At 53.5% G+C, this 26,449-nt stretch carries 24 protein-coding genes; 10 read left to right on the top strand and 14 right to left on the bottom strand.

Annotation, left to right across the window (positions count from 1 at the left end):
- Nucleotides 1–155 precede the first annotated feature (155 nt).
- Genes LC094_RS08930 through LC094_RS08920 form a run of 3 tightly spaced genes read left to right on the top strand, consistent with a single transcriptional unit; the run spans nucleotide 156 to nucleotide 4,440 of the window.
- Entirely contained in the window at nucleotides 156–2,087 is a 1,932-nt protein-coding gene (locus LC094_RS08930) for a hypothetical protein (RefSeq protein ID WP_226551988.1), read from the top strand.
- The gene (locus tag LC094_RS08925; protein WP_226551986.1) at nucleotides 2,084–2,602 is read left to right on the top strand and encodes a hypothetical protein; all 519 of its coding nucleotides are present in this window, start codon (nucleotides 2,084–2,086) and stop codon (nucleotides 2,600–2,602) included. The genes LC094_RS08930 and LC094_RS08925 overlap by 4 nt, the downstream gene beginning before the upstream one ends.
- A gap of 11 nt (nucleotides 2,603–2,613) precedes the next feature.
- Nucleotides 2,614–4,440, top strand: coding sequence for a DUF262 domain-containing protein (locus tag LC094_RS08920; protein WP_226551984.1), 1,827 nt, complete (start codon nucleotides 2,614–2,616; stop codon nucleotides 4,438–4,440).
- 2 nt (nucleotides 4,441–4,442) lie between these two features.
- On the opposite strand, the gene LC094_RS08915 is transcribed toward LC094_RS08920, so the two are convergent.
- The 8 genes from LC094_RS08915 to LC094_RS08880 form a co-directional block, all read right to left on the bottom strand.
- On the bottom strand, nucleotides 4,443–5,615 hold the full coding sequence (locus LC094_RS08915; protein WP_226551982.1) for a cysteine desulfurase family protein: 1,173 nt from the start codon (nucleotides 5,613–5,615) through the stop codon (nucleotides 4,443–4,445).
- On the bottom strand, nucleotides 5,612–5,986 hold the full coding sequence (gene dndE, locus LC094_RS08910; RefSeq protein WP_226551980.1) for a DNA sulfur modification protein DndE: 375 nt from the start codon (nucleotides 5,984–5,986) through the stop codon (nucleotides 5,612–5,614). Before dndE ends, LC094_RS08915 begins: the two co-directional genes overlap by 4 nt.
- Nucleotides 5,986–7,926: a DNA sulfur modification protein DndD gene (gene dndD / locus LC094_RS08905; RefSeq protein WP_226551978.1), complete on the bottom strand. Its 1,941-nt coding sequence runs from the start codon at nucleotides 7,924–7,926 to the stop codon at nucleotides 5,986–5,988. The genes dndE and dndD overlap by 1 nt, the downstream gene beginning before the upstream one ends.
- On the bottom strand, nucleotides 7,926–9,371 hold the full coding sequence (dndC, locus tag LC094_RS08900) for a DNA phosphorothioation system sulfurtransferase DndC (RefSeq protein ID WP_226551976.1): 1,446 nt from the start codon (nucleotides 9,369–9,371) through the stop codon (nucleotides 7,926–7,928). Before dndC ends, dndD begins: the two co-directional genes overlap by 1 nt.
- On the bottom strand, nucleotides 9,368–10,453 hold the full coding sequence (gene dndB, locus LC094_RS08895) for a DNA sulfur modification protein DndB (RefSeq protein WP_226551974.1): 1,086 nt from the start codon (nucleotides 10,451–10,453) through the stop codon (nucleotides 9,368–9,370). Before dndB ends, dndC begins: the two co-directional genes overlap by 4 nt.
- 232 nt (nucleotides 10,454–10,685) lie before the next feature.
- Nucleotides 10,686–11,489, bottom strand: a complete 804-nt coding sequence (locus LC094_RS08890; RefSeq protein ID WP_226551972.1) for a metallophosphoesterase — start codon at nucleotides 11,487–11,489, stop codon at nucleotides 10,686–10,688.
- A gap of 172 nt (nucleotides 11,490–11,661) precedes the next feature.
- Nucleotides 11,662–11,958, bottom strand: coding sequence for a hypothetical protein (locus tag LC094_RS08885; RefSeq protein WP_226551970.1), 297 nt, complete (start codon nucleotides 11,956–11,958; stop codon nucleotides 11,662–11,664).
- 4 nt (nucleotides 11,959–11,962) lie between these two features.
- Complete coding sequence (locus tag LC094_RS08880) at nucleotides 11,963–12,814, bottom strand: hypothetical protein (RefSeq protein WP_226551968.1); 852 nt, start codon at nucleotides 12,812–12,814, stop codon at nucleotides 11,963–11,965.
- 103 nt (nucleotides 12,815–12,917) lie between these two features.
- Between LC094_RS08880 and LC094_RS08875 the strand changes: the two genes are divergently transcribed.
- From LC094_RS08875 to LC094_RS08845, 7 genes are all read left to right on the top strand, one after another.
- Nucleotides 12,918–13,139 carry a helix-turn-helix domain-containing protein gene (locus tag LC094_RS08875; RefSeq protein WP_226551966.1) on the top strand — a complete coding sequence of 74 codons (222 nt, stop codon included), beginning with the start codon at nucleotides 12,918–12,920 and terminating at the stop codon, nucleotides 13,137–13,139.
- Nucleotides 13,140–13,472: 333 nt separating this feature from the next.
- Nucleotides 13,473–13,709 (top strand): helix-turn-helix domain-containing protein, encoded by a 237-nt coding sequence (locus tag LC094_RS08870; RefSeq protein WP_226551964.1) that lies wholly within the window; start codon nucleotides 13,473–13,475, stop codon nucleotides 13,707–13,709.
- 183 nt (nucleotides 13,710–13,892) lie between these two features.
- Entirely contained in the window at nucleotides 13,893–14,588 is a 696-nt protein-coding gene (locus tag LC094_RS08865; protein ID WP_226551962.1) for a Tn7 transposase TnsA N-terminal domain-containing protein, read from the top strand.
- A complete protein-coding gene (locus LC094_RS08860) occupies nucleotides 14,585–16,759 on the top strand; it encodes a hypothetical protein (protein ID WP_226551960.1) in 2,175 nt (724 codons plus the stop codon). Before LC094_RS08865 ends, LC094_RS08860 begins: the two co-directional genes overlap by 4 nt.
- Nucleotides 16,752–17,768 carry a TniB family NTP-binding protein gene (locus LC094_RS08855; protein ID WP_226551958.1) on the top strand — a complete coding sequence of 339 codons (1,017 nt, stop codon included), beginning with the start codon at nucleotides 16,752–16,754 and terminating at the stop codon, nucleotides 17,766–17,768. Before LC094_RS08860 ends, LC094_RS08855 begins: the two co-directional genes overlap by 8 nt.
- On the top strand, nucleotides 17,765–19,588 hold the full coding sequence (locus LC094_RS08850; RefSeq protein WP_226551956.1) for a TniQ family protein: 1,824 nt from the start codon (nucleotides 17,765–17,767) through the stop codon (nucleotides 19,586–19,588). Before LC094_RS08855 ends, LC094_RS08850 begins: the two co-directional genes overlap by 4 nt.
- A gap of 108 nt (nucleotides 19,589–19,696) precedes the next feature.
- Nucleotides 19,697–20,056: a hypothetical protein gene (locus tag LC094_RS08845; protein WP_226551948.1), complete on the top strand. Its 360-nt coding sequence runs from the start codon at nucleotides 19,697–19,699 to the stop codon at nucleotides 20,054–20,056.
- A gap of 660 nt (nucleotides 20,057–20,716) precedes the next feature.
- On the opposite strand, the gene LC094_RS21680 is transcribed toward LC094_RS08845, so the two are convergent.
- The 6 genes from LC094_RS21680 to LC094_RS08815 are packed head-to-tail and all read right to left on the bottom strand — an operon-like array spanning nucleotide 20,717 to nucleotide 26,448.
- Nucleotides 20,717–20,977, bottom strand: coding sequence for a PAAR domain-containing protein (locus LC094_RS21680; RefSeq protein WP_096806092.1), 261 nt, complete (start codon nucleotides 20,975–20,977; stop codon nucleotides 20,717–20,719).
- Nucleotides 20,978–21,005: 28 nt separating this feature from the next.
- Nucleotides 21,006–21,980 carry a hypothetical protein gene (locus LC094_RS08835; RefSeq protein ID WP_226551946.1) on the bottom strand — a complete coding sequence of 325 codons (975 nt, stop codon included), beginning with the start codon at nucleotides 21,978–21,980 and terminating at the stop codon, nucleotides 21,006–21,008.
- On the bottom strand, nucleotides 21,962–22,957 hold the full coding sequence (locus LC094_RS08830) for a hypothetical protein (protein WP_226551944.1): 996 nt from the start codon (nucleotides 22,955–22,957) through the stop codon (nucleotides 21,962–21,964). The genes LC094_RS08835 and LC094_RS08830 overlap by 19 nt, the downstream gene beginning before the upstream one ends.
- On the bottom strand, nucleotides 22,939–23,865 hold the full coding sequence (locus LC094_RS08825) for a hypothetical protein (protein ID WP_226551942.1): 927 nt from the start codon (nucleotides 23,863–23,865) through the stop codon (nucleotides 22,939–22,941). Before LC094_RS08825 ends, LC094_RS08830 begins: the two co-directional genes overlap by 19 nt.
- Complete coding sequence (locus LC094_RS08820) at nucleotides 23,849–25,501, bottom strand: hypothetical protein (RefSeq protein ID WP_226551940.1); 1,653 nt, start codon at nucleotides 25,499–25,501, stop codon at nucleotides 23,849–23,851. The genes LC094_RS08825 and LC094_RS08820 overlap by 17 nt, the downstream gene beginning before the upstream one ends.
- Nucleotides 25,498–26,448 carry a DUF4123 domain-containing protein gene (locus LC094_RS08815; RefSeq protein ID WP_226551938.1) on the bottom strand — a complete coding sequence of 317 codons (951 nt, stop codon included), beginning with the start codon at nucleotides 26,446–26,448 and terminating at the stop codon, nucleotides 25,498–25,500. The genes LC094_RS08820 and LC094_RS08815 overlap by 4 nt, the downstream gene beginning before the upstream one ends.
- Nucleotide 26,449: the final 1 nt, after the last annotated feature.

Below are 26,449 nucleotides of genomic sequence, written 5' to 3'. Positions count from 1 at the left end.
TGCAGCTGCGATCGCAGAGGCTTCCAAAAAAGTTTCTCACAACATTTCGGTTCAGCAGTCCACGGAGCGATTGCTGAATGCGACGTTAGGAGCTTTGCCTCCACCACATAGGATTGAGGGTACAATAGAACTTATCCTCGAAGAGGATGCTCAACGTGACAAGTAATAACGTTCTTGTTCTAGGTTGGAACGCAAAGGGACTGCGCGGCTATTTGCGCGATGCCAGTGTCGCTCTTGATCCGGGTAAATACAGTCACGTCCTTCTGCAAATGCCAAACGGAACGGGTAAAACCACGACGATGGCGCTTTTGCGGTCGGCCCTAACGGGCCGTCTGGATCAATCCCTTTCGATTTCAGCGTTGCAGGCTGACCGAACCACTAAGGAGGGATATTTCGAGCTCATTCTTATGGTTTCTGGAGAAAGGCTGGCGTTTCGGATTGATTTCGATTTTGAGATGGGGCGTCACTATTTCTACACAACAACCGTCCAGAGCGGTAAGCAATCTGGACACCTCCTAAGCTCAATTGATCCACCGTTAGCCTCAGCTTTGAGTCGAAGTATTGATCTGTTCGTCTTTGATGGTGAACTTGCAAAAGATATGCTCAAAGATGGCGCCGCTGCTGCGGATAAGGCGATTGAGGCGCTATATAGAACTGATTCTTTTGATGATCTTATCGGCCAAATAGAGACCCTTAAAGGTAATCGAAAGAAGCGAAACAGGGAAGTAACCACTGCTTCTGAACAAGCGGCTGTAAATCGACTTGAGCGAGAGTACATCGAAGCGAAGGACGTTCTTGCTAAGCTCAATCAGGAAAAAGTGTCGCTTGATCGTGCTCTCGAAAGAATTGACGGAAGATTAAACGAGATCGACGACCGCTGCCGCGAGTTGGGTTACGAAAACGAGGAGTTTCAGGAGAGGCAGAAGGATATTGATGATCGAAGTCGATCTGCCAGTAGTGATATCGCAAAATATTCCAGCAGTGCGATTTCGAGCTTTCGCTCCCCACTAAGTCTCCACACTTTTGTTGTCGCGAGACTAAACACCTTAAGTGAGACGCTAAAAGAAAAAAGGTTGCCGAGATCCTCTAGATCCTTTTTCGAAGATCTCGCAGTGCAAGACAGGTGCGTTTGCGGCGTCGAATTGGATGACGAGAAGCGGAGCCATATTCTTTCGCATGCTGACGACCATCTAGGTGACGAGCAAGTAAGCGTCATCAATGATATCCGTTACAAGCTTACGGACAGTGTCGATCGGCGCTCCTTCTCCGAGGTGATCAAAGACCTGAGCGATGCCGAAGATCGGCTGACCTCGGTCGGACAAGAGCGAGCGCGCCTGGATATCGAGAAAGCGCAAGCTGGCATGGAGGAAGTAGAGAGGCTCACATCTGAAAAAGGCGAGCTTTCGGCGGAAAAGGCCAGAAAAGATCAGGCTCTCCGCTTTCTGACGGATGTGCCTATTTCGCTTGATGAGGCGGACTGGAAGCGAAACCTTCCCGCTTGCCGAGAAATGGAAAAGGAGCGGAGGAAGGCGTACGAAACAGCCAGCGAGAATAATCGCTACTTTACAGCTGCGGACAAGCTGATCCTTGCAGCGAGGCGCGCGCGGAAACTCTCAAAAGAACGGCTTCAGGTGTTCGTCAAGGATCGAACAAACGTTCAGCTGGAAAAGATTCTGGACAATGAGATCATTCGTGTGTCCAGGATCGACGGCCGTCTGCATCTTGTTAACGAAGAAAACCTCCCGAAAGATAGTGCGAGTGAAGGGCAAAAGCTCGCGGTTTGCTATGCTTTCTTGACCGCCCTCTTGGCGGAAGCGCCAGCTCGGCTTCCCTTCATTGTCGACTCTCCGGCAGTCTCCTTAGACCTGGTTTTGCGGCAGAACGTTGGGGCATTGATCCCGAAGATCTTTGACCAACTTATCATTTTCGTCATTTCGAGTGAGCGTGAGGGCTTTGCCGATTCTTTCGAAAGGCGTGCAGACACCCAATTTATAACAGCTTCAATCGATCAATCGGACGGATCCGTAAAGATAGATGACAGCAAGAACGCATTCTTCCAATTCCAAAGCGGGAGAACATCGGTATGACACTTGATCAAAATGCTCGGGCGCGCGGATTTGTGCTCCACAAAGAGGCCCGCATATATTTCGATTATGTCGATCAGCGAATGTTCGGCCGAACAAAGTCATCAGATGCGACTCGAGGGTCACTCATCCTTTTTGATGCATATTACGCGGGGCTAATGCTTGGTCTTTCTTGCAGAAAGACGGGCACAAGTGAAATGCTCGACGGAGCAAACTTCCTTGCGAGTTATCCAAATGAGTATGAACCATACCGTGAGTATATCGCAGGATTGTTGGTAGATGCGGAAGTAACGGCCCTTCATTCTGAAGACTATTCTGAACAGCAACTTGAGAGGTCGATCGCGAAGCTTCTTCAGGTTGCCTCCCCTACGCGTTTATCGGCGGAGGGCATGCACATTTTGAATCTGTATGCCGCCGGCGGATTTGAACTGCTCAGAAGCAGAATGGGACCAAAGCCATCGGACCCATCGAATTTTCTGATCCGCTACCAGGACATACTTAGAAGTGAAATTGGGTAACGTCGATTAAAATGGAAAAAGTTTCAGATCTGCTGTGCCAGCGCGCCACGCCGACCACGGTGTCTGCCCTTTTTGGTGGTATGACACTCTTTCGCGTACCCGCCTACCAGCGTGCCTACGAATGGGAAAATGAGCAAATCGATGCGTTCATTGACGATGTGCGGCGTTGTTGGCAGCGACGAATAAATGGTGAGCGTGAACGGCATTTCTTCGGCTCAGTCGTCACTTCACCAAAAGACCCAGGCGGCTTGGTCCGCCCCAGAAGAGAAGTCATTGATGGACAGCAGCGCTTTGCCACCTTCCTGCTATTTGTCGCGTCCTTGCGCCAACATTGCCTCTCGGCTTCTGAATTATTTCGCGAGGGCTCTCCGGCGCTCGCATCAGCGTTGTCGACGATGGCGGAAACACTCTTTTCGCGCTTCATCATGAACAAAGACCTAGATTTCATGGAAACCAAGGATGTCTATCCGTTAACCTTGAATGATACTGATGATGCTGTTTTCAAAGGGCTTTTGAGAGGAGATGATGTGCAAGCACTAGCTCCGTCGCATAGGCGGCTTGCAGCAGCATATGAAGCATGTTTCGCTATGCTTCAGGAGCGGCGGGATGCCACGGGTTCGCCTGAGCGTGAATTCAATGCGCTGAACCAGTTCTACGCAAGCGCCCTCGAAGACTGGGAGGTGGTGCACATCGAGGCAAATGCCCCCGAACACGCGAGTCTTATATTTAGGGTTCTGAACAACAGAGGCTTGCCTGTCAGTGACTGTGATCTCCTGCGTGCAACCACAATGGAGCGGGCCGGTCAAAGGCTCGAGGCGGCGGAGAAAGACCAGCTGGCTGCTGCATGGAAGGAAATAAGTGGCATCGCTCCTAATCCCGATGATTACCTTGTGCTTGCCTACCAAGCGCGGACGGGGCGGCGTTTCAATATCGCCCGCACATCCACTGAATTCGAGGCAATGCACTTTGAGGAGCTCGCGAGCGGCGAGTTGCTGGGGGCCGCAGACGCCAGAGCTCTCGTCCAGAGAGTTGAAGCTCTCAAAACGGACATGCTGAAGATCAGCGCCCTCGCTGAAGGAAACATCGTTGGTGGCGGGTTGAACCTGTCACCGGTTATGTCAGAGAGGCTTGCTTACACGCTTCGTGATTTGAAGCAACTTTGGATACTCCCACTCGTCTATGCAGCCCAAAGTCTGCGCGCAGACCATCAAGAACGTTTGGTGTGCGTCCTAGAGCGGTTTGCGTTTCGCTATGGGGTGTTGGCGCGCGCCAGGATCGCCGAATACGATCGAAAAATCGGCCCGATGATCACGAAGGTTAGAGATACTCCAAACGAGTATCGCCTCGCGGATCTGGAGGCAATCTTGCGAGATCTTTTGGATCGCTATGCGACCACTGAAGCGCTGAAGCGCCAGCTTGATGGATTGGACTACGACAAGAACAAGAAGGAGCTAAAGTACCTTCTGGCTATTTCAGAGTTCATGTTGGCTTGGTACAACGGCCAAGCAAACGGCCGACCAACTGTGATGGCCCCGAATGTATCGATCGACATTCGGGCCATGACTTTGGAGCATGTCAGCCCACAAAATCCCGAAGAGGCGGGATTGGAGATGCTGCCTCATCTGCACAAGATTGGAAATCTGACATTGCTTAGCGAGGATGAAAACAACCGGGCGGGCAATAGACCTTTCCATAACAAGCGGGCGATTTTGCAGGAGTCCCGCCTGCAGATCAATCAAGTCTTGGCTGAGAATGAGGAATGGGGTGCCGACCAAGCGAGCGCGCGCCAAGAGGCCTTGACGGCGCAAGCAATGAGGATCTTCGATTTGAATTTCTGAAGTTAGGCGGCGCTCCCTACGCGGCCCTGACGAATGCCGGAAACCGCTTCGATAAATAGTTCAGCGGCAGTCTCGACTTGGTCCTTCGTCGTTCCGAAGCCAAGACCGAGGCGAAATGCGCATTTCGTTCGCTCAGTGTTGGGTCCGAACATAGCTTCAAGAACGTGCGAGTCTTGTACTGACTGCGTAGAACAGGCGCTGGAGCTCGAGAAAGTAATTTGCTTACTCAGCCGTCTCATGAGCGCTAGTGGTTCAATGCCGGGAATGGATAGGTTGACGGTATTGGGTAGGCGATTAGACTCGCCACCATTTACGAAGGCGCCTGTTTCCCGGACAAGTCGTCGCTCCAAGGTGTCGCGAAGATCAGCGATACTGGCGGCTTTCTTTAACCGCGGTTCTCTCACCTCGAAAGCTGCCGCTAACCCGATGATCCCAGGCGTATTGAGCGTGCCAGAGCGCAGCCCTCGCTCTTGGCCACCCCCTCGGAGGATTGGTTCAAGCGCGACGTGAGGGCGCCGGCGACGGCAATAGAGTGCACCCGTTCCCTTGGGGCCGTACATTTTGTGACCGGAGAGACTTGCGAGGTGAATATTAGACGACTGGACGTCGATGGGGCGGTATGCTGTCAGTTGGGTAAGGTCGCAGTGAAAGAGAGCGCCGTACTTTTCACAAAGCTGCCCGATTTCCGAAAGGGGATGGTAGACTCCTGTTTCATTATTCGCGGCCATGCAGCTGACAAGTGTTGTGCCTCTTTTAAGCTCAGCTTCAAGTGAATCGAGGTCGATCTGTCCTTGTTCGTCAACGGGGAGCACGACGATCTCGTCAGTGGCACCAACGTGTTTGGCTGCTTCGAGTACTGATGGATGTTCTGTTGCGACGGTCACGATCCTGCTACGGCCCGTCTTGTTCGTGGCTTGCATCGCACCGACAATTGCCAGGTTGTTGGCCTCGGTCGCGCCACTCACGAAGATGATGTCGGCAGATCTCGCATTGATCCCCTTCGCTACTCGCTCGCGGGCGTTCTCAACGGCAGCTGAGGCGGCAGCTCCTTCGCGATGATCTACTGCAGATGGATTGGCTGGCAATTCGCGCATCGCCGCGACGATCTTGGCGATGACCATTTCGTCTACGGGAGTAGAGGCATTGTGATCGAGATAGATTGGAGCTCGGGTCATGCGGCCTCCCCGGATAGCAGCCTGGCTGCATCGGCAGGTGTGTCGATGCGTATGGCGATATAACCTATGCCGCGGTCTATATGGCACCGCAGGCGGCGTAAAAGCTCTTCGTCGTCTAGCTCTTCGTCGTCACTTGTCTCAACAAGCGAGAGAAGGGACAGGAAAATTGGTTGATCAGATCCGAACAACGTGTACGCGTTGAATTCTTGTCCGCTCTCCTCAGGTGTAGCCATTCCGCCTACAGGCCCCATTTCCAGCGATGAGGTTAGCGCCATTCGGCACAATAGGTTTGGCGTAAGGCCGCTGCGTTGCCGCAACATTCTTAGGCGACCGGTGGCTTCTGATGACACTTTGAGTTTTGTGAAATGCATCAGGCGAGTTCCTCATACAGATCACTGACGGAGAAGATTGAGGTTCTCCTGGCCTCCGTAGTCGCTTCAAGTTTGTAGGTCCGGGCGATGTGTGGCGTAAGGCACTCGGCGAGAGGTGGCGTCATCTCTGTATCGGTGCAAAGCAAGATAACTTGGCTACTTGCCGTCGGCAGATAGTCTCTCACAATGGAGAGCCGATGAGTCTGGTCGAGCCGCGAGAAGGGGGTATCAATGACGATCGGCAATTGACGGCCGCTCGTATTGCCGAGCGCCCAAAGCATGGAAATCGCATATATCTGACGTTCTCCTGCTGACAGGCTGCTCTTCTCGATGGCAACGCCGTCAGTGCCGATCAGGATCACGCTGAAGTCGCTTGGGTCAATTTCCACGTTGGAAACCAAGGACTTCTTGCGGCTTAGGCGATTGAAACAATAAACGAATTCCGTTTGTAGGCGGTGGATCCGATCGTTCAGCAAAGCACTGCCGAAAGATGAAAGCGCGGCTTGAGCACGTAGAGCGAGATCGGAACCTCTCTCTTCTTGGGCCAGTTTCTTGAGCGCATTTTCCTCGTGCGTGAAACGGCGCTCGAGCGTGTCCAGTTCTCGCATCTTTCGTTCGATTTCTTCATCACGGAGATGCAGATCACGCTCCAGCCCTCCGAGTGTTCGCTCTGCCTCTTTTAGCTCTGCAAGGGCCTGTTCTGCTTGTCCCGTGTCGAAACCATCCAGCTCCCTCTTTAGCTTCGCTTTGAGTTCGCGATTCCGGTCAAGCTTAACCGCAAGCTGTGCCATTAGGTCTTGGCGGCCGTCACTGAGCTGACTAAGTCGTTGAAGAATCCAATCCGGCTCAGCCCAGAGGTGCACATTCCGCTCCCCACCTTCTGTGCTGACATCTGATCGAAGGTCGTCAAAGTGATCGTCAGACCAAAGGCCCATTGTTGGACGGCCGGTGCGACAGTGTTTTTCGAACGCGTCGATGAAATCCTTGATGGCGTGCGAGTAATTTCCCCGTCGTACCTCGCTGGCTTTGCGATGTAGCTTTTGCACCAACACTGGGGCCAAGCTCAGCGGCAAGAGCTCATTTGCTCCGCGCTTCAGCTGTGCGCTCAGCTCGGCCTGACCCTCTTCAGCTGAACGAAGCCTCGCAAGCACTTCTTCGCGCGAACGTGCATGACGGCCGCCTTCGCTACGAAATGCGGCTTCTGATCGCTCTACGCGCCTGGCCGCTTGATCGCACTTGCTTTGTAGTTCGGCGCGAAGATCTTGTTGAGCCGCGAGCTCTTTCTGAAGAGTTTCACGCTCCGCGAGCAAACGCTCGATGTTCCCTGATGTGTCTTGGTCAGCCCGGCGGCTAGTATAGACCGTCAAGTCAGTATGCAATTGATCGATAATGTCCAACCCGAGGAGAGAGCGAATGGCATCTCGCAGGCCGACGCTGCCGTCCTCGTCCGCAATCTCCTGGATCTTCTCCCCGTCGAAGAAGAACAGTTGGGAGAGACCAAAGGGCACCAGTTCTTCGACGTACTGAGCATATTCAGTGCGGTCCAAATCCAAGATTGGTTGACCTTCCCTTACAAGGTCCAGACTTTCGACAATCGACCTGCCTCTGGCTGACCATGCTCTGGTGACCGAGTAAGATACGTCCTGCCCATTCTCCACTCTCTCAAATGAAAGCGTGATCGCAGCGTCACGGGAAGAGGCTGTTGCGCTGATTTTCCTTAGAAGATGATCTTCGTAAGTCGACTGAGCGGTCCTTGGTCCGAGCGCTCTACGGCCGTAGAGAGCCAACCGGATTGCGTCCAGAAAGGTGGTCTTGCCGCCGCCATTGTGCCCAAGAATAGCAACGACATTGGATCCGTCTGCGGGCGTGGTCTCGAGATTGAAACTATGCTTCCCGACGTAGAGGCCAATATTTTCGAGAGTTATTTCGCTGAACTTCATCAAACTAGTCCTTCTTCCGAAGGTTCGTCCTCTTCTGTGTCGATCGCCAAATCAGCGAGCACTTCTTCTTCTGGGCGCCATTCTTTCTCGAGGATGTTGGCGATCCTGCTGTGGATAGACGTGCGGCGGCGCATCCCTTGAACCGATCGTTCAGCATCAAGTAACTCACTCAGTAGCTGCAATGGAACTTCGTGCTCATCGCAAACCTGCCGCAGGATGTCACCGTCTCGCGACGAAAACTCAAAGTCATCCGCTTTATGAGCGAAAAGGTCTTTGCCTAGTTCTTCCTTCACGATCCGATATGCGGTGTTGCTCCAATCTCCCAATTCTCTGCGCCAAATGCGTTGAATTTCATGGATTTCGACTTCATGGATGAGTGTCGGCGCAGGCTCGCCCACAACAAGGTTGGCGGCTTCTTTCTGGGCTTCAAGCAGTCGCTTTAAAACTTCCTGACGGAACTCGAACTTGTACGGGCCTGGTATCAATCCATCGCCAGAACGATTGAGTGTGACCCGTCCTGTTCGCCTTCTATAATCACGGACAACTTTCTTCCGTTCCGGGTCAAGCGTTTCAGCCAGAAAGTCGCGGACTTCCAACAGCGGTTCAAGCCACTCTTCGCCGTTGTCGACCATCGCTTCCATAGCTTTATCTTTTGTTACGACGGTGCATACCCAGCATCCAAATCGCGAATTGCCGCAACTTTCTGTATTTTTATCGACCACGAGCGGGCATTCGCCTGCTTGAGCGTTGCGGTACATTTTCAGAAGTTGGCGGTTGTCCGCACCCCAAGGAGAAGGGGTTTGGAGAATATAATCCCACACATCGTCGACCGAGAGTGCTTCGATTGGTGTGAAAACAAAAGCGCCAAGAAGCGAGGAGTGTCTTGAAAACAGGCTCCCCTCCAATTTATGAAGTGCAATGACTTGTGCGCGTGTTGCGCTTTCTGCGCTTCGCACGCCGAGGACCATGACAACTTCGCCAAACTCGGCGACGCGTTGCTTGATAAAGGCATTCGCGGGATCAATTTTCAGACGTTCAGTACACCATCGAAACCGCCGCGAAGGCGCGGGATAGCCACGTCCTATGAGATTAACCCAAAAGCTATCGCCAACATCTGGTAGGACCTTATGTGCCGTAATTGGCATTCCTTGTGCCTTGGCGGAGCTATTTATCCTGGCGAGCGCCTCGTCGATATAATCCACAATCACCGGTGTTTCCACCAATGTGTCCGAGCTCAATACGTAAATCGGCTTCTGCCGCTCTGGTGCTGGTAGTGCTTGTAACGCCCGCCAGATCATCTGCAGTGCGCAAGTCGAGTCCTTTCCGCCACTATATCCAATGACCCAGGGTCGATTATCGTTGCAATAGGCGACTCTGATCCGCTCCTCTAGTGCGTCGAAGGTGAGAGGGGTGTTAATCATATTGGTGTTTTTGTCTTGGCTCATGCGGCAACCTGACCCTGTGCATCGATTGCAGCTTTCATTCTGGGCTCCAATGGCAAACCGACTGTTTCAAACAAGACGGCGGCGCCAAGCAGAACGCTTCTGCGTTGCCCATTCATACGCGCGTCGTTCATTACCTTACCCTCCCAAAGGGCCGCATTGCGCCGTGACCAGTCTAAGGATGACAGTGATTGTAGCTTCTCGGCCCATGTTACAGGAAAGGCATCGATCAGCGCACCACCGAGAACACCGAAGGACTGCAGCAAAACACCATGGGAGTGCACTGTATTCTGCCGAAGGTCATGTGCATTCAGGCTACCGCCGTCCAGTCTTTGCCAATCATCCATAATGTCATAAAGCGAATTCCAGAACCGCACGACCTTATCGAGCGTAGAAGCGCCAAAGCGATCACCTGCAGGGCCGACCATCCACTCATGCGCTTGCTGCAAACTTGAAAGGGTGTAGAGTTTCGTTGTTCGGTTAGAGAGAGATTTTTTTTCGAGTTCGAGAAAGCGGTTAAAGAATGGGACTTGGCGAAACACTTCAACGGAGAGACCTGCAAGAGGATCACGCTTGTCGTAAAGAATGTTAAGTGAATTCGAGGGACGCACCGCATTCATATTTAAATCGGCAAACATTTGCTGGCTTCGTTCCAGGCCACGATCCGCAAATATAACAACCGATATTGTTTCGTTCTCTAAAGCAGGCCGTGTCTTCAAGGCATCTTCGATAGCCGCCCGGCGATGCTGACCGTCGTTTAGGATAATACGTGCATCCATAGCAAAACTGAGAGTCCCGACATTTTTTAGTGCACCGTCACTGCTGGCGGGCGTGAATGTGAGATCTCCATCGACAGAAGCGCAAAGGGAGGACAGAATATAATTGTCCCAATTTTCCGCCAGATAGTTCGCAATTTGCGGAACCCTCGCTTTCGACAATACACGTTGTGCGCGTAGATCGGGCGGCAGATCGTCTCCGTCGAAGATGAAAAGGCGAGGAACCATTTTCATTGGAACCATGACGGTGTAGTAGGCAGTGCGAGACTGCACACCGCGGATCGCTTCAAAGGTCAGTTCGTTTGCCATAGGCACCTCCTGAACGGAAGTTAGTGGAAGTCAGGCTGGAAGTCTATGGGGCTATTTGGTGCTTGAGCCGCTGTTTAGATGACCCGTGCCGCATCTAGCCGTTTCCGATAGGCACAATGCAGGAGCTGATTTTTGTGTGGGTACCCGACGCTGCAACGCGTTCTAGGGGTATATGTAGCTGGGCGAAGTCAACGCCTCCAACAGTTTCCACACTGTTGCGTCTTTAGGCGTATCAGACCTCCAGCACACAGGCCGGATCGAACTCAGTCCCTTCCCCAGGATACCCCCGCTGGTTCGTGACAAAGCGGATCGGACCATGATCTCCCTCGCCGGTCCAGGCTTCCCCCTCATGGCTATGGCCCCAGATCCATGTATGGATGTCAAAGCCCCGGACCTCGTCCCAAAGGTCACTGGCAAAGGCGTTGTTCAGCGCGCGGTTTATGTTGCTTCCGACAGTTCGCCATGGGGCGATCAACTCACGGACGGGCATATGATGGGTCATGACGACCGTTTTGCCATCATGGGGCTTGCTCAGCTCAGCAAGTATGGCCTTCTTGTCTTTTGCGTGCTGCCTTCGCATGTGATCGAGCGTAAACTTGGCCTTCGGCGTGGTTCGGATCGCGCGATAATCCATCATCTGGCTGGAGACCATGATTTCGGCCAGATAGTCGAACTCGGGATAAAGTTGCAGATCGGTCCAGAGAGGCGCGCCGATGATGCGCACGCCCGCGATCTCGGTGGCCGCGCCATGCAACACACGGATGTCGAGGCCCTCAGCGCGGAACGCCGCAAGTTGGCGCTCTTCCTCCGCCAACAGCTCCGACCAGATCGAACCGTAGGGTTCGTGGTTGCCCCAGATCGCCACGACCGGGCAGCCATACTTGCGCGCCGCCCGTGCTGGGATTTCCAGATGGCGACCCATCGTATGGGTGTCGCCCGCGATCAGCACCCCATCTACACGTGCAGACAGGTCGGGCAAGTCGAAACCTTCCCAGAATTCATCATGCAGGTCACTCCAAACCAAGAAACGAGGCATCAGTATTACTTTCTCATCACATCAGGACATTCTCTCGCGCCGAAAGGAGGCTTGCCATCCTTATTCCCACGCCATGGGCCGTCGAACTGTTTTTCGTAAGGCACGTCATCTGCTGCCAGAGCAGACTTGCGCTTCGAGCTGTCGATCCAATGAGTTTCCATGAGAGGGCTTCCTATTCCTTACGGTGCCAAATCACATCCGAGACGTCTACCTTGCGGGCCTTGAGCAGGAGGAAGACGCCTACGCCCACAAAAGGCATCCCCCACCAGTTCATGCCCTTGCCGTCTATGAAGGCAAGCGCAAGCCCGATGAATATGACGACAGCCGCCGACCAGTAGACCTTCAGGCGCTTGGCCCATTCGGGTGTCGTGTCCTTGGTGGCCAGACAGTTTGGGCAAACATCTGCCCGGGCGTCCATCTCGGTGTAGCAGAACGGGCAGGTCTGGGTCTCAGATGCAATGTCGGTCATAGCCTCACAGGTCCATATCGGCGGGTGCGACCGGCGCGTCGTCCGTCAGCGCCTCGATGATCTGACGATCCACCTCGGCCACATGCTGGCGGATCAGGTCGAAATCGGTCAGCGAAAAGCTGACGGTTGAAGTCTGCGCACCGCCGTTGAAGCTGACCGAGAACAGCGCCGTGCATCCCGGCATGATCGGTGTTTCGCGGTGCTGGCGGAAACGGTACTCGGCTTCGCCACTGAAGCCGCCTGAACAGGGCCGATACTGTGTCGTCTTGCGGGAGCCAAAGCGATCCACAGTCGTGATCTCGTGCAGCGGCTGACCGTCAAGATCGGGAATAAAGCCGTCATCCCCCCAAGCCCAGGTCGCACCGTAGGCCGTGCGTTGCGACGGCGAGCCATAGCGTTCCTCCAACTGCGCTATTAACGCGGCAGGTTCGGGCAGGTTCTCGTTCGGCTCGCGAATTGTGCGCCGGATTTGCAGCACCCGCCCGCCCATGGCCTCGGTCGCCAGCGTAGCGGTGATCTCGGCATAGGGATCGCGGCCCATTCGGGTGTGCAGTCCCACGCCCTGCGTCACCAGCTTCTGGTCAAAGGTCAGAGCAAAGGCGCGCCCCTCGCCATTCTCGACCCGCAGCGCGACCTGTTCGGGCACGAGGATCAGCATCATCCGCTCGCCGAACATACTGGCCGCGTCCATCGCCTCCGCCCCCGGTTGAATGTCGAGGATGGCGTAGGGGTAAGGGCGCGGCTCCGGCGTCAGCGTTTCGGTCAGTCTGTCTTGGGCGTGGGCGGTAATGGGCAGAAACGTGGTGACAGCGGCAACAACACCACAGAACACTAAGCTACAAGAAAATCTCTTCATTTCGTTACTCGTCATGTCGTCAGAAGATGCCACAAAAGTGGCGATTACATATTATAGTTGATAACATTAAAGTATGTAAACCGCGACCTTGGCGCACATGGATATGCGCAAACTGGTCGGTCGGAATTTTGCACGCCTGCGTCGGGAGAAGGGCCTGACACAGGAGCAGATCGAGGAGCGTTCAGGCCTTAGCCAGCAGTACCTGAGCGGCTTAGAGAGGGGTAAGCGCAACCCTACAGTGATCACCCTGTACGAACTCGCACAGGCACTTGGCGTTAGTCATATCGAATTGGTGCAGCCCGACGCTTCTGCGCAAGATTCATAATAACAATTTGTTTTGAATGGCTTTGTGAATTGGTTCTTCAACGATGAAGCTTTTCAGAATACCAGTTGCCGAGCGCATAGCTCAACATTTCGCCCCGTTTCCCCTTGGAAATCGCAAACTTCGCCTCCAGGGCGCGGTTTTCCAGACAGGCATTCTATAGCGCAGTCAATTTATCCGCTTTTCGTGTCTGTTTTCTTCGTCTGAAGGCTAAATAAAACAGACATACACACACAACATATAGAATATAATTCGAATAAATGGACAAAATCAACTATATGTTGCGATGTCAAATAAAGTGTGCGATTCGATAAACGAATCAGCAGCGAGGCAACAATGCCAGAAATCAAAAACCGACATGAATGGTTGAAGGCAGCCTTGAGAGAGCGTGGTTCTTCATTTTCCGAGATTGCTCGTGAACTTGGGGTAGGCGCCTCCTCAGTCGTCCATGCAGCAAAGCGACGGCACGTCTCAAAACGCATTGAAACTGCAATCGCAGCTCATCTCGGCAAAGACATCGAAGAAATCTGGGGCGAGTCCGGAGAACCACTTCAGGAAGGTAGACACCCATGACCTAAAAAACCAACAGATACCCAGAAAAGCCAAAGGCCCGGAAGCGGTAACTTCCAGGCCCTTTGTGAAGATCAATGATCCCCAGTTGTTGGCCCATTGATCATCTTTTCCGGAACAAAAGTCAAACAAAAACGCGTGCAGGCGACTGCTCGCGACCAACTTTTGTACGCAAGGAAAACACCAATGAATGCCATTCAAGGCGCGGAGAACAGCTCCGGCGTCACCCTCCCTCTCATGTCGCGCGCCGCACGCAAGGTGGCAATGCGATCCAGGTTCAGCTGTCGCGGTTGGACAACGGTAGCCAGAAAACACGATGGTCATCGCTTCCAGATCCAGTTCGAAAGTTTGTTGGAACTCCTGACGATACATATGGCGACAACTCGCCCGAATTTCGCCGACCTGATCGAGCAACCATTCGAAGTGCAGTTCATCGACGCATCGGGGAAGAAAGGACGCCACCATATCGACCTGTTGGTCACATTGACGGACGGACGCAGGCTGGCTGTCGCTGTGAAACCTGCGGCTAAAGTTACGGACGTGTTTCGCGAGAAACTTGGGGCTATAAAACGGCATCTACCTAGCGAACTCGCCGACGACCTGATCCTCGTCACCGACCAGAGCTTCACCCGCGCGCAAGCGCAAAATGCGCTTCGGTACATTGAGTTCTCGAAACATGCCGACCAAGAAGCAGATCGTGCCCTCACAGACGCGCTGGAGAAGCGCAAAGGGATAGTGAGTATGGCCGATCTTGCGACCCTGACAGGCCTAGCTGGTCGTGGATATCGTGCGGCTTTTCGTGCTGCGTTTGAGGGGCAAATACAGGTCTTGAGCGAAGGCCTGATCGGCGAGCATAGCCTAGTGAAAGCGAGGGCGGCATGACAGTTTTCCCGCTTCCCAAAACTCGTCCCATTATGCGGGCGCTCCGTCCGGGGTCCACGGTGACAATCGGCTCAACCTCATATGCGGCGGAAGCGTCCGACTACAGCGGAACCACGCTACGCAGGCTCGATGAACCCGCGGTGGTTGAGTATTTCACATGGGAGGACATTGCTTTGTTGCGCGAAAGCGGGCGGTGGCAATACACGCCGCCACCTGCCCACAACAACACACCGGCTACGACCAGCATCGACCTCACCCTTTTGTCACCCTCAGAACGACACCGGGTTGTTTTTCTAGGGCGCATTCTGACCGCAATCTACGAACTCGAATGCCAAAGTAAAGTCACATTGACAGATGAGGGACTAGCCAAGGCCTTAGAGGAAGTAGTTCCAAATATTACCAAGGGGTTGATCAATCAACAATTCCCCGTTCGTCAGCTAAGATTCGGCGATCATATTGCAGTTCCACAGCCCCCCTCCACCAGATCCATTCGACGGCACTATCGAAAGTTCGTTCGATCCGGATTGGATCTTCGTGTTCTAGCGCGGAAGCGGCAAGCTGAGAAGTGCACGAGTAATTTTGAACCAGAAGTCGAAGATCTCATCCAAGCGGGAATCCGCGAGTTCGGCAAACTGGGCGGAAGCGACGCTCGCGCCGTCGCGACCAACACCAGAGGTATGATCAAAAAGACCAACGCTGCGCGCGAGGCAGACGGGCTTTCGGCACTGACTATTCCCAGCCTTCGCACCATCGAGCGCCGCATTGCGCAGCTTGACCCGTTTGAAATGATAGCGCTGCGCGAGGGCATTGATGCCGCCCGGAAGAAATTTGCATCAAGCGGCCTTGGCATTCAAGAAATGGCACAGTTTCCCGGGGAACGCATAGAGATCGACGAATGGGAGGTCGATCTTCGGACGCACTTTTCGCGGATTGGTCTTTTGCAAAGGCTACCGCGTGAGATCCGCGATCAGATTCCGCAAGGCCGACGCTGGCTATATGCAATCATAGACTGCGCCACCCGATGCATTCTGTCGCTACTGGTGGTTGATAGACCGAGCGCAGAAGCAGCCATGCGGGCATTGCGGATGGCGTCGGTCGACAAGACCGATTACGCACGCGCCATTGGTGCGCAGTCCTCATGGTCTTTTTGCGCAGGCTTCTCAATGGTTTGCGCGGACACTGGCGCAGCGTTTGTTTCGACGGACTTTAGTAGTGCGGTGAACAGCCTGCGCGCCACGATGCTACATCCGCCAGTAAAGATTCCGGAGATGCGCGGACATAACGAACGCTTTTTTGGGAACTTGAGCCAAAACCTGATGCCCCACCTGAGCGGGCGTACGTTTCACAATCCGGTTGCGCGCGGCGACTATCCGACTGAGGAACGCACAGCTCTGGACGATGAAGATCTGACCCGAGTTCTTTCGCTCTATGTCATTGACTATTATCACAACCGCCCACACCGCAGCCTAAATGGTCAAACGCCTGCCAGCCGCTGGCGCGAGCTGGAAGAGCAATTTGCAGTAAGTGAACCAGCCGATATTCACACCCTTCGCGCAGCCTTGGGTGTGGAATTCTCTCGAGTCCCCTCGAAAAAGGGGATCGAACTGTTTTCGCATCATTATTCTTGTGAAGCGCTGCGCCAACTTTGGACTAAAGGCCGTAAAGCCGCACTTCGTGTCAAAGCCGACCCTGCTGATATTGGCGCAATCTCCATCGAGATAGATGGGAAATGGGAGACAGCAGAGGCTGTTTCCGCCAAACCGCTGTACGGGGTTTCGCTGAGCGAATGGACCGAAAAGTTCCGGGCGATCAAACAGCGCCATGCTCATGAGGCGGAATTGTCGGAGCCGATCCGAACGCGAGCGGTCGAAGAAATTTGCGCGATCGACAAGGCTGCTCGCATCCGCGCAAGTGTTCTTCCCGGGGAACCATCTCACAAGCAGATCCAAGCCATTCAGGCGAACTTGTTTAACGGCACAAGCTTCAGAACCGGCCCCGCGATCCTCGAAACACCTGCGGATGACTTTTTCGGGCAACGGATCATGCTGCCAGAGGAACATCTCGAGGTGCCTCAGGACACCGGCCCAATAGCGGCCCCAACAGGCGCAGAGGATGAGCAGAACAGCCCCGACGATACGGACGAAAATGACTGGGGGTTCGACGATGAATGATCAAGATTTCACAAAGGCATCAGGTGGTCTGGATGATATCGACAGAACACTTGCCAGCCTCCGGTCCCGGTTCTTCACCCACCGAAACTATCACGAGCTGCAAAGCGCGTTCACCCGGCTCATCAAGCGCCGACGGGCGGATCTGGAGCTTGGTGGCCAAAAAGAAGCGCACGGTATCGCCGTGATAGGCGATTCCGGCTCGGGCAAAACCACGGCGGTCCGGCGGTTGTTCACCACCTATCGTGATCTTCAGATACTGGAGCCTGGGCTCGAGAAGGCCGAAGCGGTCAGCATGAGTATCCCATCGCCGGCAAGCGTCAAGTTTGTCGGCCTTGCCTGTCTGAACGTGCTGGGATACCCGCTCCGCCGCGACCGAACATCAGCAATTATTTGGGATTTGGTCCATAACAATCTTCGCCTGCGACAGACCCTAGTTTTGCATTTTGACGAGGCGCAGGATCTTTGCATCAACCAGAACGCGCGCGAGATGCAGGCGATGATCAACACATTGAAAGCGTTAATGAACCACCCGGTCTGGCCCGTCAGCGTTATCCTGAGCGGCATGCCGCAACTGACGGCGCTGATAAATGAAGACCCGCAACTGGCCCGGCGCTTCTCGCCGGTCCAGTTTGAAAAGCTCGATGCGGCTCAAGACACCCAGCCCGTTTTGAAAATGGTCGCAGGTTATGCCCAAGCGGCCCATCTCGCGATGAACACTAATGTGCAGGAAAATCCTTTCGGCAGACGGTTGATCCATGCTGCCGCCGGTGAGTTCGGCCTTACGGTCGAACTGCTGCTGGATGCCATTGAGATTGCCATGCGGGAGGGGGCTTCCGAACTGAACGCTTCTTGTTTCGCTCGCGCCTTTGCGCGCCGCTCCGGCTGCGCGGCGGATTGCAACCCGTTCCTCAGGGAGGACTACACGGCCATAAATGCCCGTCTACTCTTGGCTGGCCGAACGCCGGAGGAAGATGTCGTTGAATTTGGGGCGAAACGGAGGCGCAAATGACCACCCTGCTTCTGACGCTGCCCGCCTTTTCGGGTGAACCAGCCATCGGCCTGGCCTCCCGTATCGCCATGAAACACGGCATCACCCACGTCGCGGATTTCGTGAGTGATCTCGGCGTGAACTGGCCGCATTTCCAAAATGGTCGGCAGTCTGCCATAGAAGAGTTCGCTGATATCGTTGGCGCAGATTGTGGGCTTCTGGCGCGCGAGAGCTTTCAGCCTCGGCCAGAAGGACGTTTCAGTTTTCGCGGTCACCTTCTGGACCGCCCCATGGCCCACCGTCGCGCGGTACGCCTGTGTCCGCGATGCGTTGTGGACGACGATGGCCGAGGTGGGCGATTGGAACGGCACAGTAGAGCGCACTGGCAGCTTGCCCAGTTTCGAACCTGTCCGATTCATGGGGCACCCATCATTACACTGCCACGCCCTTCTTCATTGCGCTACGCGATGGATTTTGCCCAAATCGTTGACAACAAATTTGAATTCATACGGCACGAAGCCGCGACCGAGACCTTTCGAACCAGCCATTTCGAGACCTGGCTGCTGACCCGCCTCGAAGGGCAGAAACCCGACCATTGGTTCGATAATCTAGCGATCAGTGTCGTTGCCCAGTTCTGTGAGAAAGCGGGGGTAGCGCTTTGCTTCGGAGCACAGGCGTCTCCGGGGCAGCTGACGGAAGACCAGCTTGCGGCGGCGACAGGGGCAGCCTTTAAGCGCCTGACTTCATCCACGCAGGGGTTCCAACCGCTCCTCTGCGAAATATGGAAAAATTGCCCGTCTTCGCGCGGCGGATATTATTCCAACTTCGGCAACCTCTGGCGTTGGCTCCTCACGGTCCAATCCGATCAACGCTATGAGCCGCTTGTGTCTGAGGTTGCAGAATTTGTTTTCGACAATCAACCGATCCCTGCCGGTACATTTCTGCTGGGGCAAGAGTGCAGAGCGCGCAGATGTCATTCGGTGAACAGCGCTGCGGCTACTTTTGGTTTGAACACCTCCCGAACCGTTCGGTTGCTCAAGAAGATGACGGAGAAGGGCAGGATTTTGTCGGTGGACGAGGTGGAGCCATTGCTTTCGACGCTTGCGTCTCATCTACCACGGGTGAAGGCCGCCAAGCGGCTTGGCGTGACGCCTGATATGTTCGACCGGTTCAAGCATGTTGGTTTGGTGTGTCCCGTCTTCAGTACCGAAAACGTCGCGGACCTCTACTCACAGCACAATATCGACGACCTGAGAAACGCGGTCTTTGGTCAGTCGGTTCTGGTCCAAGGGCCACCGCCCGGTTGTTCTCGGATCGCGGCAGCGGCCAGCGCCGCCTCAGTCAAAGCCGAGGAGATCATCTCGATGATCGTGGAGAAACAGCTCAGTTTCGTGGGGCGGGAACAAGGCGCGCACAGGATCTGCGATCTTTACGTGAATCGTGAAGAGCTTCGTGATCTCGCCTACGGACCCGCGGCTTGGCCACCCGAGGGCTGGCTGACCATAGAGCAGTCGCGAGCCGCGCTCCACCTAAACACCGAGACAATCGCCTGGTTCATGCGCCAGGGGCATTTACCAGCACGGCGGCATTGGAACGAGCGACAACGACGGCACAACAGGTTGATTGCAGAAGCGGATCTTGCCGTATTTTCTGATCGGTATGTTTCCCTCGGCGCTCTTGCCGCCGAGGCTCGTATTCAGGCCAATCATGTCGCTCGCCGGTTGGAACGAAAGGGGATCATGCCGATTGATTTCCCGCCAAATCTAAACAAGGTTTTCCTGCGGGACGAGGCGCAGCCTGCCGAGCACGTTGGGCGCATCTCGTCCGTGAAACCAAATTGAATCGGAGACAAGCATGAATCTTCTTAAAGATCACTTGAAATACGTCCATACCGTCGTCCATTCGACTTTTTATATATAGCAATTACTTACTTCTCAGATCAGCCATGGATGCCATGGCTACTGATTATTCCATACACGTTCTTCGCCCATATTACGTTTCCGGGCTTTCAAGCGAAATCAGAGGAAATCCTTGTATGGTTTTTCGGGCTTCCACTTATTTCTGCGATAAGCGGTTTTATGGCTTTAAAAATAAATGGCATGCCTGATGATCCAGTCGTGTTGGCATTGGTCTATGTGGTTTTTGCAGTATATCTTTTTTCGAACATTATCGCGCTTGGCATAAGGGCCGCCCCTATTGCAATAAATGCCCCCGGAACTCGTCAAGCGTTTAAAAAGCAGCCAATTCACTTTTTGCTGCTGCTCTTTTTCGGACTCATTACACTTTTGGCATATGCCGAAACGATTTAGGTTATCTACATAGCACTGCCTGACGAAGCGCCCTAATAGGGCGCTTTTTTTTTCGTCTCAGGATAATCTGCAGAAATATGAGGAAATGGACAACGAATCTGTCACCAATGGACAAAACGGTGTCACTTATATTGGTCCATATTTAATAATTTCAAATACTTACCGAATTTTTGATGGACAAGTTATCTGTCACCCGACATGTGACTAATCAGGATTAGTTTCCTTTTTAGCATGGTTTGCTTCCTTTTTCGTCAAAAGAGCTTTCCTCTGGAGGAACCACGCCGGGAGCGGGTAAGGCCGCGTGTCGCTTGATGCTGCCCTCTACAGGTTGGAGGTGCGCTTTGCGCAAATCTGGCTGGGGACCGCTATCCGAATCCAAAGCACCGGTTGTCGTCTGCGATGCGACATGAGGTGACGGGACGGTCGCCCTGAATCAAATGACCATGCTGCAGTCAAAGTCTTTTTGGATATGCCAAGGTCGGCTCTGGGCCGGAAGTACATGATTTAGTGCTTCGGTATTGGCGCGTAACGCCAATATGGCCTAGGTTTCTAGTCTCGGAAGGCACCAAATGCGGGGGCGACACCCGATTGCCCTTTATACAAGGTATTACGCCTGTACTCGTAATCCACTTTGGGGGCTGCTAACGACAGGTACAGTCGCTAATCGGGGATCATTTGTTTCGAAGATCCGGACACAATCGTTCCACCATGGCTGGTTGTTGAACCAACGTAAGCCGTTTGTTTTCCGTCAGTTATGCAGCTTGATGAGCCAGACGTGATGGTAGCACCACATCCAGTTACATCTCCTACACATGCAACCGGCAATCCGTCACAGGTGGATTTGGAGGCAACACTTACAATCGCGTTGCTCCCGTGAATTGGGCAAATGTGTTTGTCCCCTAAGCATGCCACAGGTTTCATGTAATACCGATCCTAATCTTATCCAATTTCAATGAATGATTTGCCATTGCCCAGCCTGCTCTTTCCAAAAGTAAATGAAAAGGCTGGCTTCCTGTTCTGCTTCGGGATTCCAATATCGGATTGGAAGAGGTAATAAAGCAGCAAGCCTGCCATGACCATAAAGCTGCACCTTGCTTTCATCGGCATCGAACGGACGGAGCGTAAACCCAGCGTCTCCGGAAAGTAACGCCTCATAGCCGGAGGTATAATATTCCGCGTCGCTGGCGCCAACGCCCCCGGCAAGACGATGGATATAGGGGGCCAAAGCCATTTGAGCGGTGCGTCCTCCCTCTGCAAGCGCGGAATGCAGCTTCATATATTCACCAGAAAGTTCTCGTCGTAGTTCGGGCGTGACCTCAAGAACCTGCGCGGACTGCCAAGCGTCCTGCGGGAAATCGATCATCACCTCTGCTGTCATCGACCATGTGTTCCAACCATCGGTTGTGCCATCGCCAGCCGTTTGGTGTATCTCGGCGATTTTGACCAGCGGCTCCCCTGAGCCAACCATCTGTGTCATTTCGAGCTTGCCCGGATCATTTTGCGAAACAGCTACTATTACATCAAAAACAAAATCCGATCCCTGAAACAGCTCGGGTATGGTTCCGGCTGGCCAGGAATGCAGTCGAAGATGAAGGCCTGGCGTCCACTCTGAGTTCGGTTTGAACTGTACAGCGAAAGATATGGTATTCTGGCCTTTGGTAAAGGCCTCATTCAATGTCAGCTGCGTTGCGATCTGCGCGTCAGTGCTCAGAGGGGCCTGCGGATCCAGGATAGGCACATCATTGACACGGAAATCGAGCGCGGCGGCGCTTAGATCCAGATCAATCCCAAGCACTGTTTCCGAAGGGGCGAGTTCGTTTGCCAATGAAGGCGCAGCAAAGCCCCCAAGAGCGGCGCAAACATAGGCCAAGATCACGAAAGCTCTCAGAGGAACGCGATCTCCCGTCAATGGATGATTTGCCATTGCCCAGCCTGGTCTTTCCAAAAGTAAATGAAAAGCGTAGCTTCATCGTCCCACTCACGATGACGAAACTTGAGAGGGATTGGAACAAGTGCCGCCAAGCGTCCCTCCCTGAAGAGTTCAAGATGCGACCCTACGGCGGAGTACGGAACTGGATCATAGTCGCTCTGCGGACCGATGACAGGATCGAGCGACATTGCCGTATAGGTCTCTGTGTCGAGCCCTTGCGCCGCAGACATATTGCTCAGAAATGGCCACAAAGCTTGCCGGTATAGCGCACTGTCTTTTTGGGAAAGAATATGAAACAGACGCTGATATTCATCTCTGAGACTTTGCTCGGTATCTGGCGTTGCAGACAGGATCTGTCCTTGTTGCCATGCGAATTCGGACAGCGGCAGAGCGACCTCTAAACGTAACTGATAGGTGTTCCAGCTTTCCGGTAGGCCATCGCCTGAGATATGCGTTAATTCTCCTGCTTGTAGTACCTCCTGCTCAGAATGGCGTTCTTGGACTTCCACAAGATACCTGCCCTCAGGTGTCAAGACAGGTTTGAGTTCAAAGTCAGACACCAACGGTCTGTTTTCACCAATGCTTGGCCAACTGATGCCCGTGTAGGCCCCTATCGCAACTTTAAGTGAAGGGACGACGACCGGATCCGATGAAGGGGTAAAGCGCACACGAAACGTCATCGTGTTATCGCCGGAATGAAACGCCTGATTGATCGGAAACTGTGTGTCGAGAGTTTGTGAGGCCGTTATCGGAGCGGCAGGATCAAAAAGGGGCACCTCTTCCACACGGACATCCACCGCACCCGAGGTAACGGACAAATCCATGAGGATCGCAGTGTTACGCAAGGCTATCTCTTCGGTTTCAGCCGTGTCGGGCACAAGAAACGCCATTCCAAACAGCATGATGCCGAACACATAATGGCCCCACTCAACCGTGCGTTTCTGTACCAATCTCAATGAATGATCTGCCACTGCCCCGTCTGGTCCTTCCAGAAGTAAATAAGTAACGCCCCTTCCTCACCATAGGCTTCGTTTCGATAGGTCAATGGCATTGGGACGAGCGCAGCGAGCCGACCATTCCCATACAGGCGGAGTTCAGATTTCGAGATGTCGAACGGGAGAAATTCCGTACCGCTTTCAGGCCCGAACATCGGACGAACGTTCAACTCGATGAACTGTTCCAAGCTTACGCCAAATGCAGCGGCTTGCCGCGTGAAATAGGGCGCGAGAGCTTCGTTCATACCGTCAAAACCTTGGGCAATGTGCGCATGAAGCTTTGCGTATTGTTCAACAAGTTCACGCTGCATCTTTGCGTCCGGAGTGAGGAGTTGCCCCTGCATCCATGCCAGTGGCGGCAAGTTCAACCCGATATCAAGGGTCAGCCCGAACATGTCTCCTTCGTCGGTCGATGCGATGTCCCCGGCCTGTGATGCTGTCAGGTACTCCTGAGCTGCATATGTTACAGAGAACTCGCCTTCCGTCGCATCCGTTTCAAGGCGATATTGGACATCTATTGCAAAAGCTCGGTCATCAAAAGGCATCGGAAAATCGGCTGCGGGCCAATACCCAAAACGTGCATGGGCATGTTGGTCCCAGCCAGGCGATACTTCGGCGTTCGGGACCACCGACAGAGTGACCGAATTTTCACCCGAAGCGAAGGCACTGTTCAGTGTCATTGTCGTTGAAAACGGCCCGTCTGCCCCGAGCGGGAACGATGGATCTGCGATCGGCACATCATTCACGCGCAGATCAAGCTGCACACCAGAAAGAGAAATGTCCATCCCAAGGGCGGTTTGGGCGGGGTCACGTTCATTTGCCATTGTTGAACCTCCGATTGTGCTGATGAGAACGGTGAAAAGCAGCTTAAAAATAGGTTTCATACAACACCTCCGGCTTGCGAACGACGACTTCGCCATTTACCGCACGAGAGCTATAAAACATTGCCTTTGCTTGTGAAGAGTAGGTGATTTTAATCCCATCCCATTCCGACCTGACATTCAATTTACTGTCTTTCATCTTTTCTTTCTGTTGTGCAGTCAGTGTTTTGAGGACGACCTTGATCGAGGATGCCGCTTTTCCAGACGCGCTTAAGGAACCGCTTATTCTGTAAATACGCCCTTCGGCTTCTACGATAGCGACGATAGCTAACCCCAGAGATCCACCCACTTCTCCTGTGCCATCCCATTTGGATGAATTGACGGCCCGCTTCAGATTTACTGTTCCGGTCCCTATTTGACCTGTGACTTCCAAAGTGACACCTGCCTTCGCAACAAAGTGTGCCGGGCCATCTTTGCTCCCCAACCCGTTCGCCGCCGCCTCACGGGCTTTCTTCAAAGCCGTAGCAAGACCGGATGCTGCGCTTGCCTGCGCCGCCGTCAAAAGTGCATCAATGATATCGAGCTTGGCTTCGATCCCGATCAGAGGGGCGAAGCCCATTGTCACATTCGCTTCGATCCCTACGGCAGCCGGATCGGTGGGATGCTCCACCAGCTTGAATTTACTCGTTCCGAGATTGACCTTGTGGAACACTGAAATCGACGAATGTGTGGATTTTTCGCTGGTTCTCGATCCTTCACCCGTCAGGTCCTGAAGTTTGGACAGCGTCTTGTCGAGGAAAGGAATAAGGGATTTGGAATGATTTTCCGGATCGGTTTTGCTCTCTCCCTTGCCATCGATGGAAAAGGTAGATGCGCCGAAAGTACCGTTGAGCTTACCGGTCAAAGCCACGCTGGGAACAAAGGTAAAGTCCGTGTAGTAGGTGCCTTTGATCTCGTAGCCAAAACTTGCAGCCGTCCATTCGAGTTTGGGATAAACCTGAAGCACGCTGTCGAACGTCGTCTCGCCACTGCAAGTGTCGAGCTTTAGAGAATAATTTGTTCCAAGTTTCTCCAGATCGCCAAACAGTGTGTGCTTTGTGGCGTTGACAAATCTTTCGATGTCCGTTTGTCCAAGATCGGTATTTCCGGGATAAGACATTTGAATTTCATAGTCTTCTTCGGTCTTTTCTTCTGTCTCCCCGCCTTCCATTTTGATCAGGGATTTTGGCATCTGCTTTGGCATGACACAGTCGCCATGAGGTGTCCTGTCGAGCGTCACCTTCAGCAGATCATATCCGGAAGCGCCCCCTTGATCCGCCACAAGAACGAGTTTGCACTGAGACTGGCCGTCACCTTTATCCTCCTGTGGCAAGATAAGGCGTCCCTCTCGATGCGAGCAGCCGAGCGTGATCGAATTCACGCAACATGGCATAGCCGCCTCGCAATCGCATCCTGCTTTGCCTTGAGGCTGATCGTGCAATGCTTCCGCTGACGGAATGGCACCATCCGAACTCAGTGGTTCGCCACCATTGGACAAATAATCCCCATAATGATGTTGCGCAGTGATTTCACTGACCGTTTCCCCTTGGGCACGAGCACTGGAAATAGACCGCATGGTTTGCAGCGGGGACGAGAATTTATCGGGATGCGCACCGACCAACGCTTCGATGTCATCCAGTGTTGGAACATAATCTGTCATGAAATGCGCATTCTTTCCAATTGATCCCAAATATCCAAATCCTGAGACCCCTGTGCAGGAAAGGACTTGTCGCTCGCAGTTGTGTACCAGTTTTGCAAAGCGACAAATTTTTCGCGAACAGAGGCCCGCCTCAGAGTTAAAACCTCTCGCGCCCCCGGGTGACTTTCGTCGAAGGTGATTCCGAATTTAAGCATGCAATTCGCGAACAACCTGATTTGGCGCACGGACTTCAAATCATATCTCGCTGCGCGCGCGGGTGCTGCCGCTGCAATGTCAAGAATTTCGGTATCGGACCTGTTCCGGGCCATAAGATGCAACTCGCGAGCCAACTTGCGTTCAGCCCTCCGGGCTTGCAGACTTTCAAAGCGCCGATACTCGGCTGTTCCGATCTGAAAACTCTGAGACCCACTTTCCGGCGGATATGCTGGCGGGAGCGGGAGCGTTAGAAACTTAGACCTGAATTCGTTATGGTGAGCCAAAGGAGAAAGACCACATCTTTCACCGAGAAGAGGGGATAAAGGAAGCGCAAGCCGGTCGAATGGTCGCATAAACATCCGGAGTTTCTCTGCCTCAAGTGCATGACTAAGGTCGAACAACACACGAGGATCATAGAAACGGAAATAGACTGGAGCCTCATTCTGCGGCGTTTTCAGCATCGTGTAGCGCCGAAAATGTGCACGCAAATCTCGTATGGGCCAATGGGACGTAAAGATGAATCCCCAATGCGTATCATTCGGAAGGAAAGACGCCATCTCGGAGATTTTATCATCGATGCTGATCATCCAAGGCGCATGAATGGGCTGCTTCTGACCCGTTTCGCGATAAAAGCAACAGTTCGCGGTTCGCCCGAGAAAATGCGAAAGATCAGGGCAATTCACCCCGTCCAAAACAAGCCATGCAGGAGAGCCCTTCGGGGACAGGAACTGATCTATCGTTACACCAACCATG

The organism is Celeribacter naphthalenivorans (genome assembly GCF_020524585.1).
In the GTDB taxonomy this organism is placed as follows: domain Bacteria; phylum Pseudomonadota; class Alphaproteobacteria; order Rhodobacterales; family Rhodobacteraceae; genus Celeribacter; species Celeribacter naphthalenivorans.
This window is presented reverse-complemented; position numbering and strand designations above follow the sequence as displayed.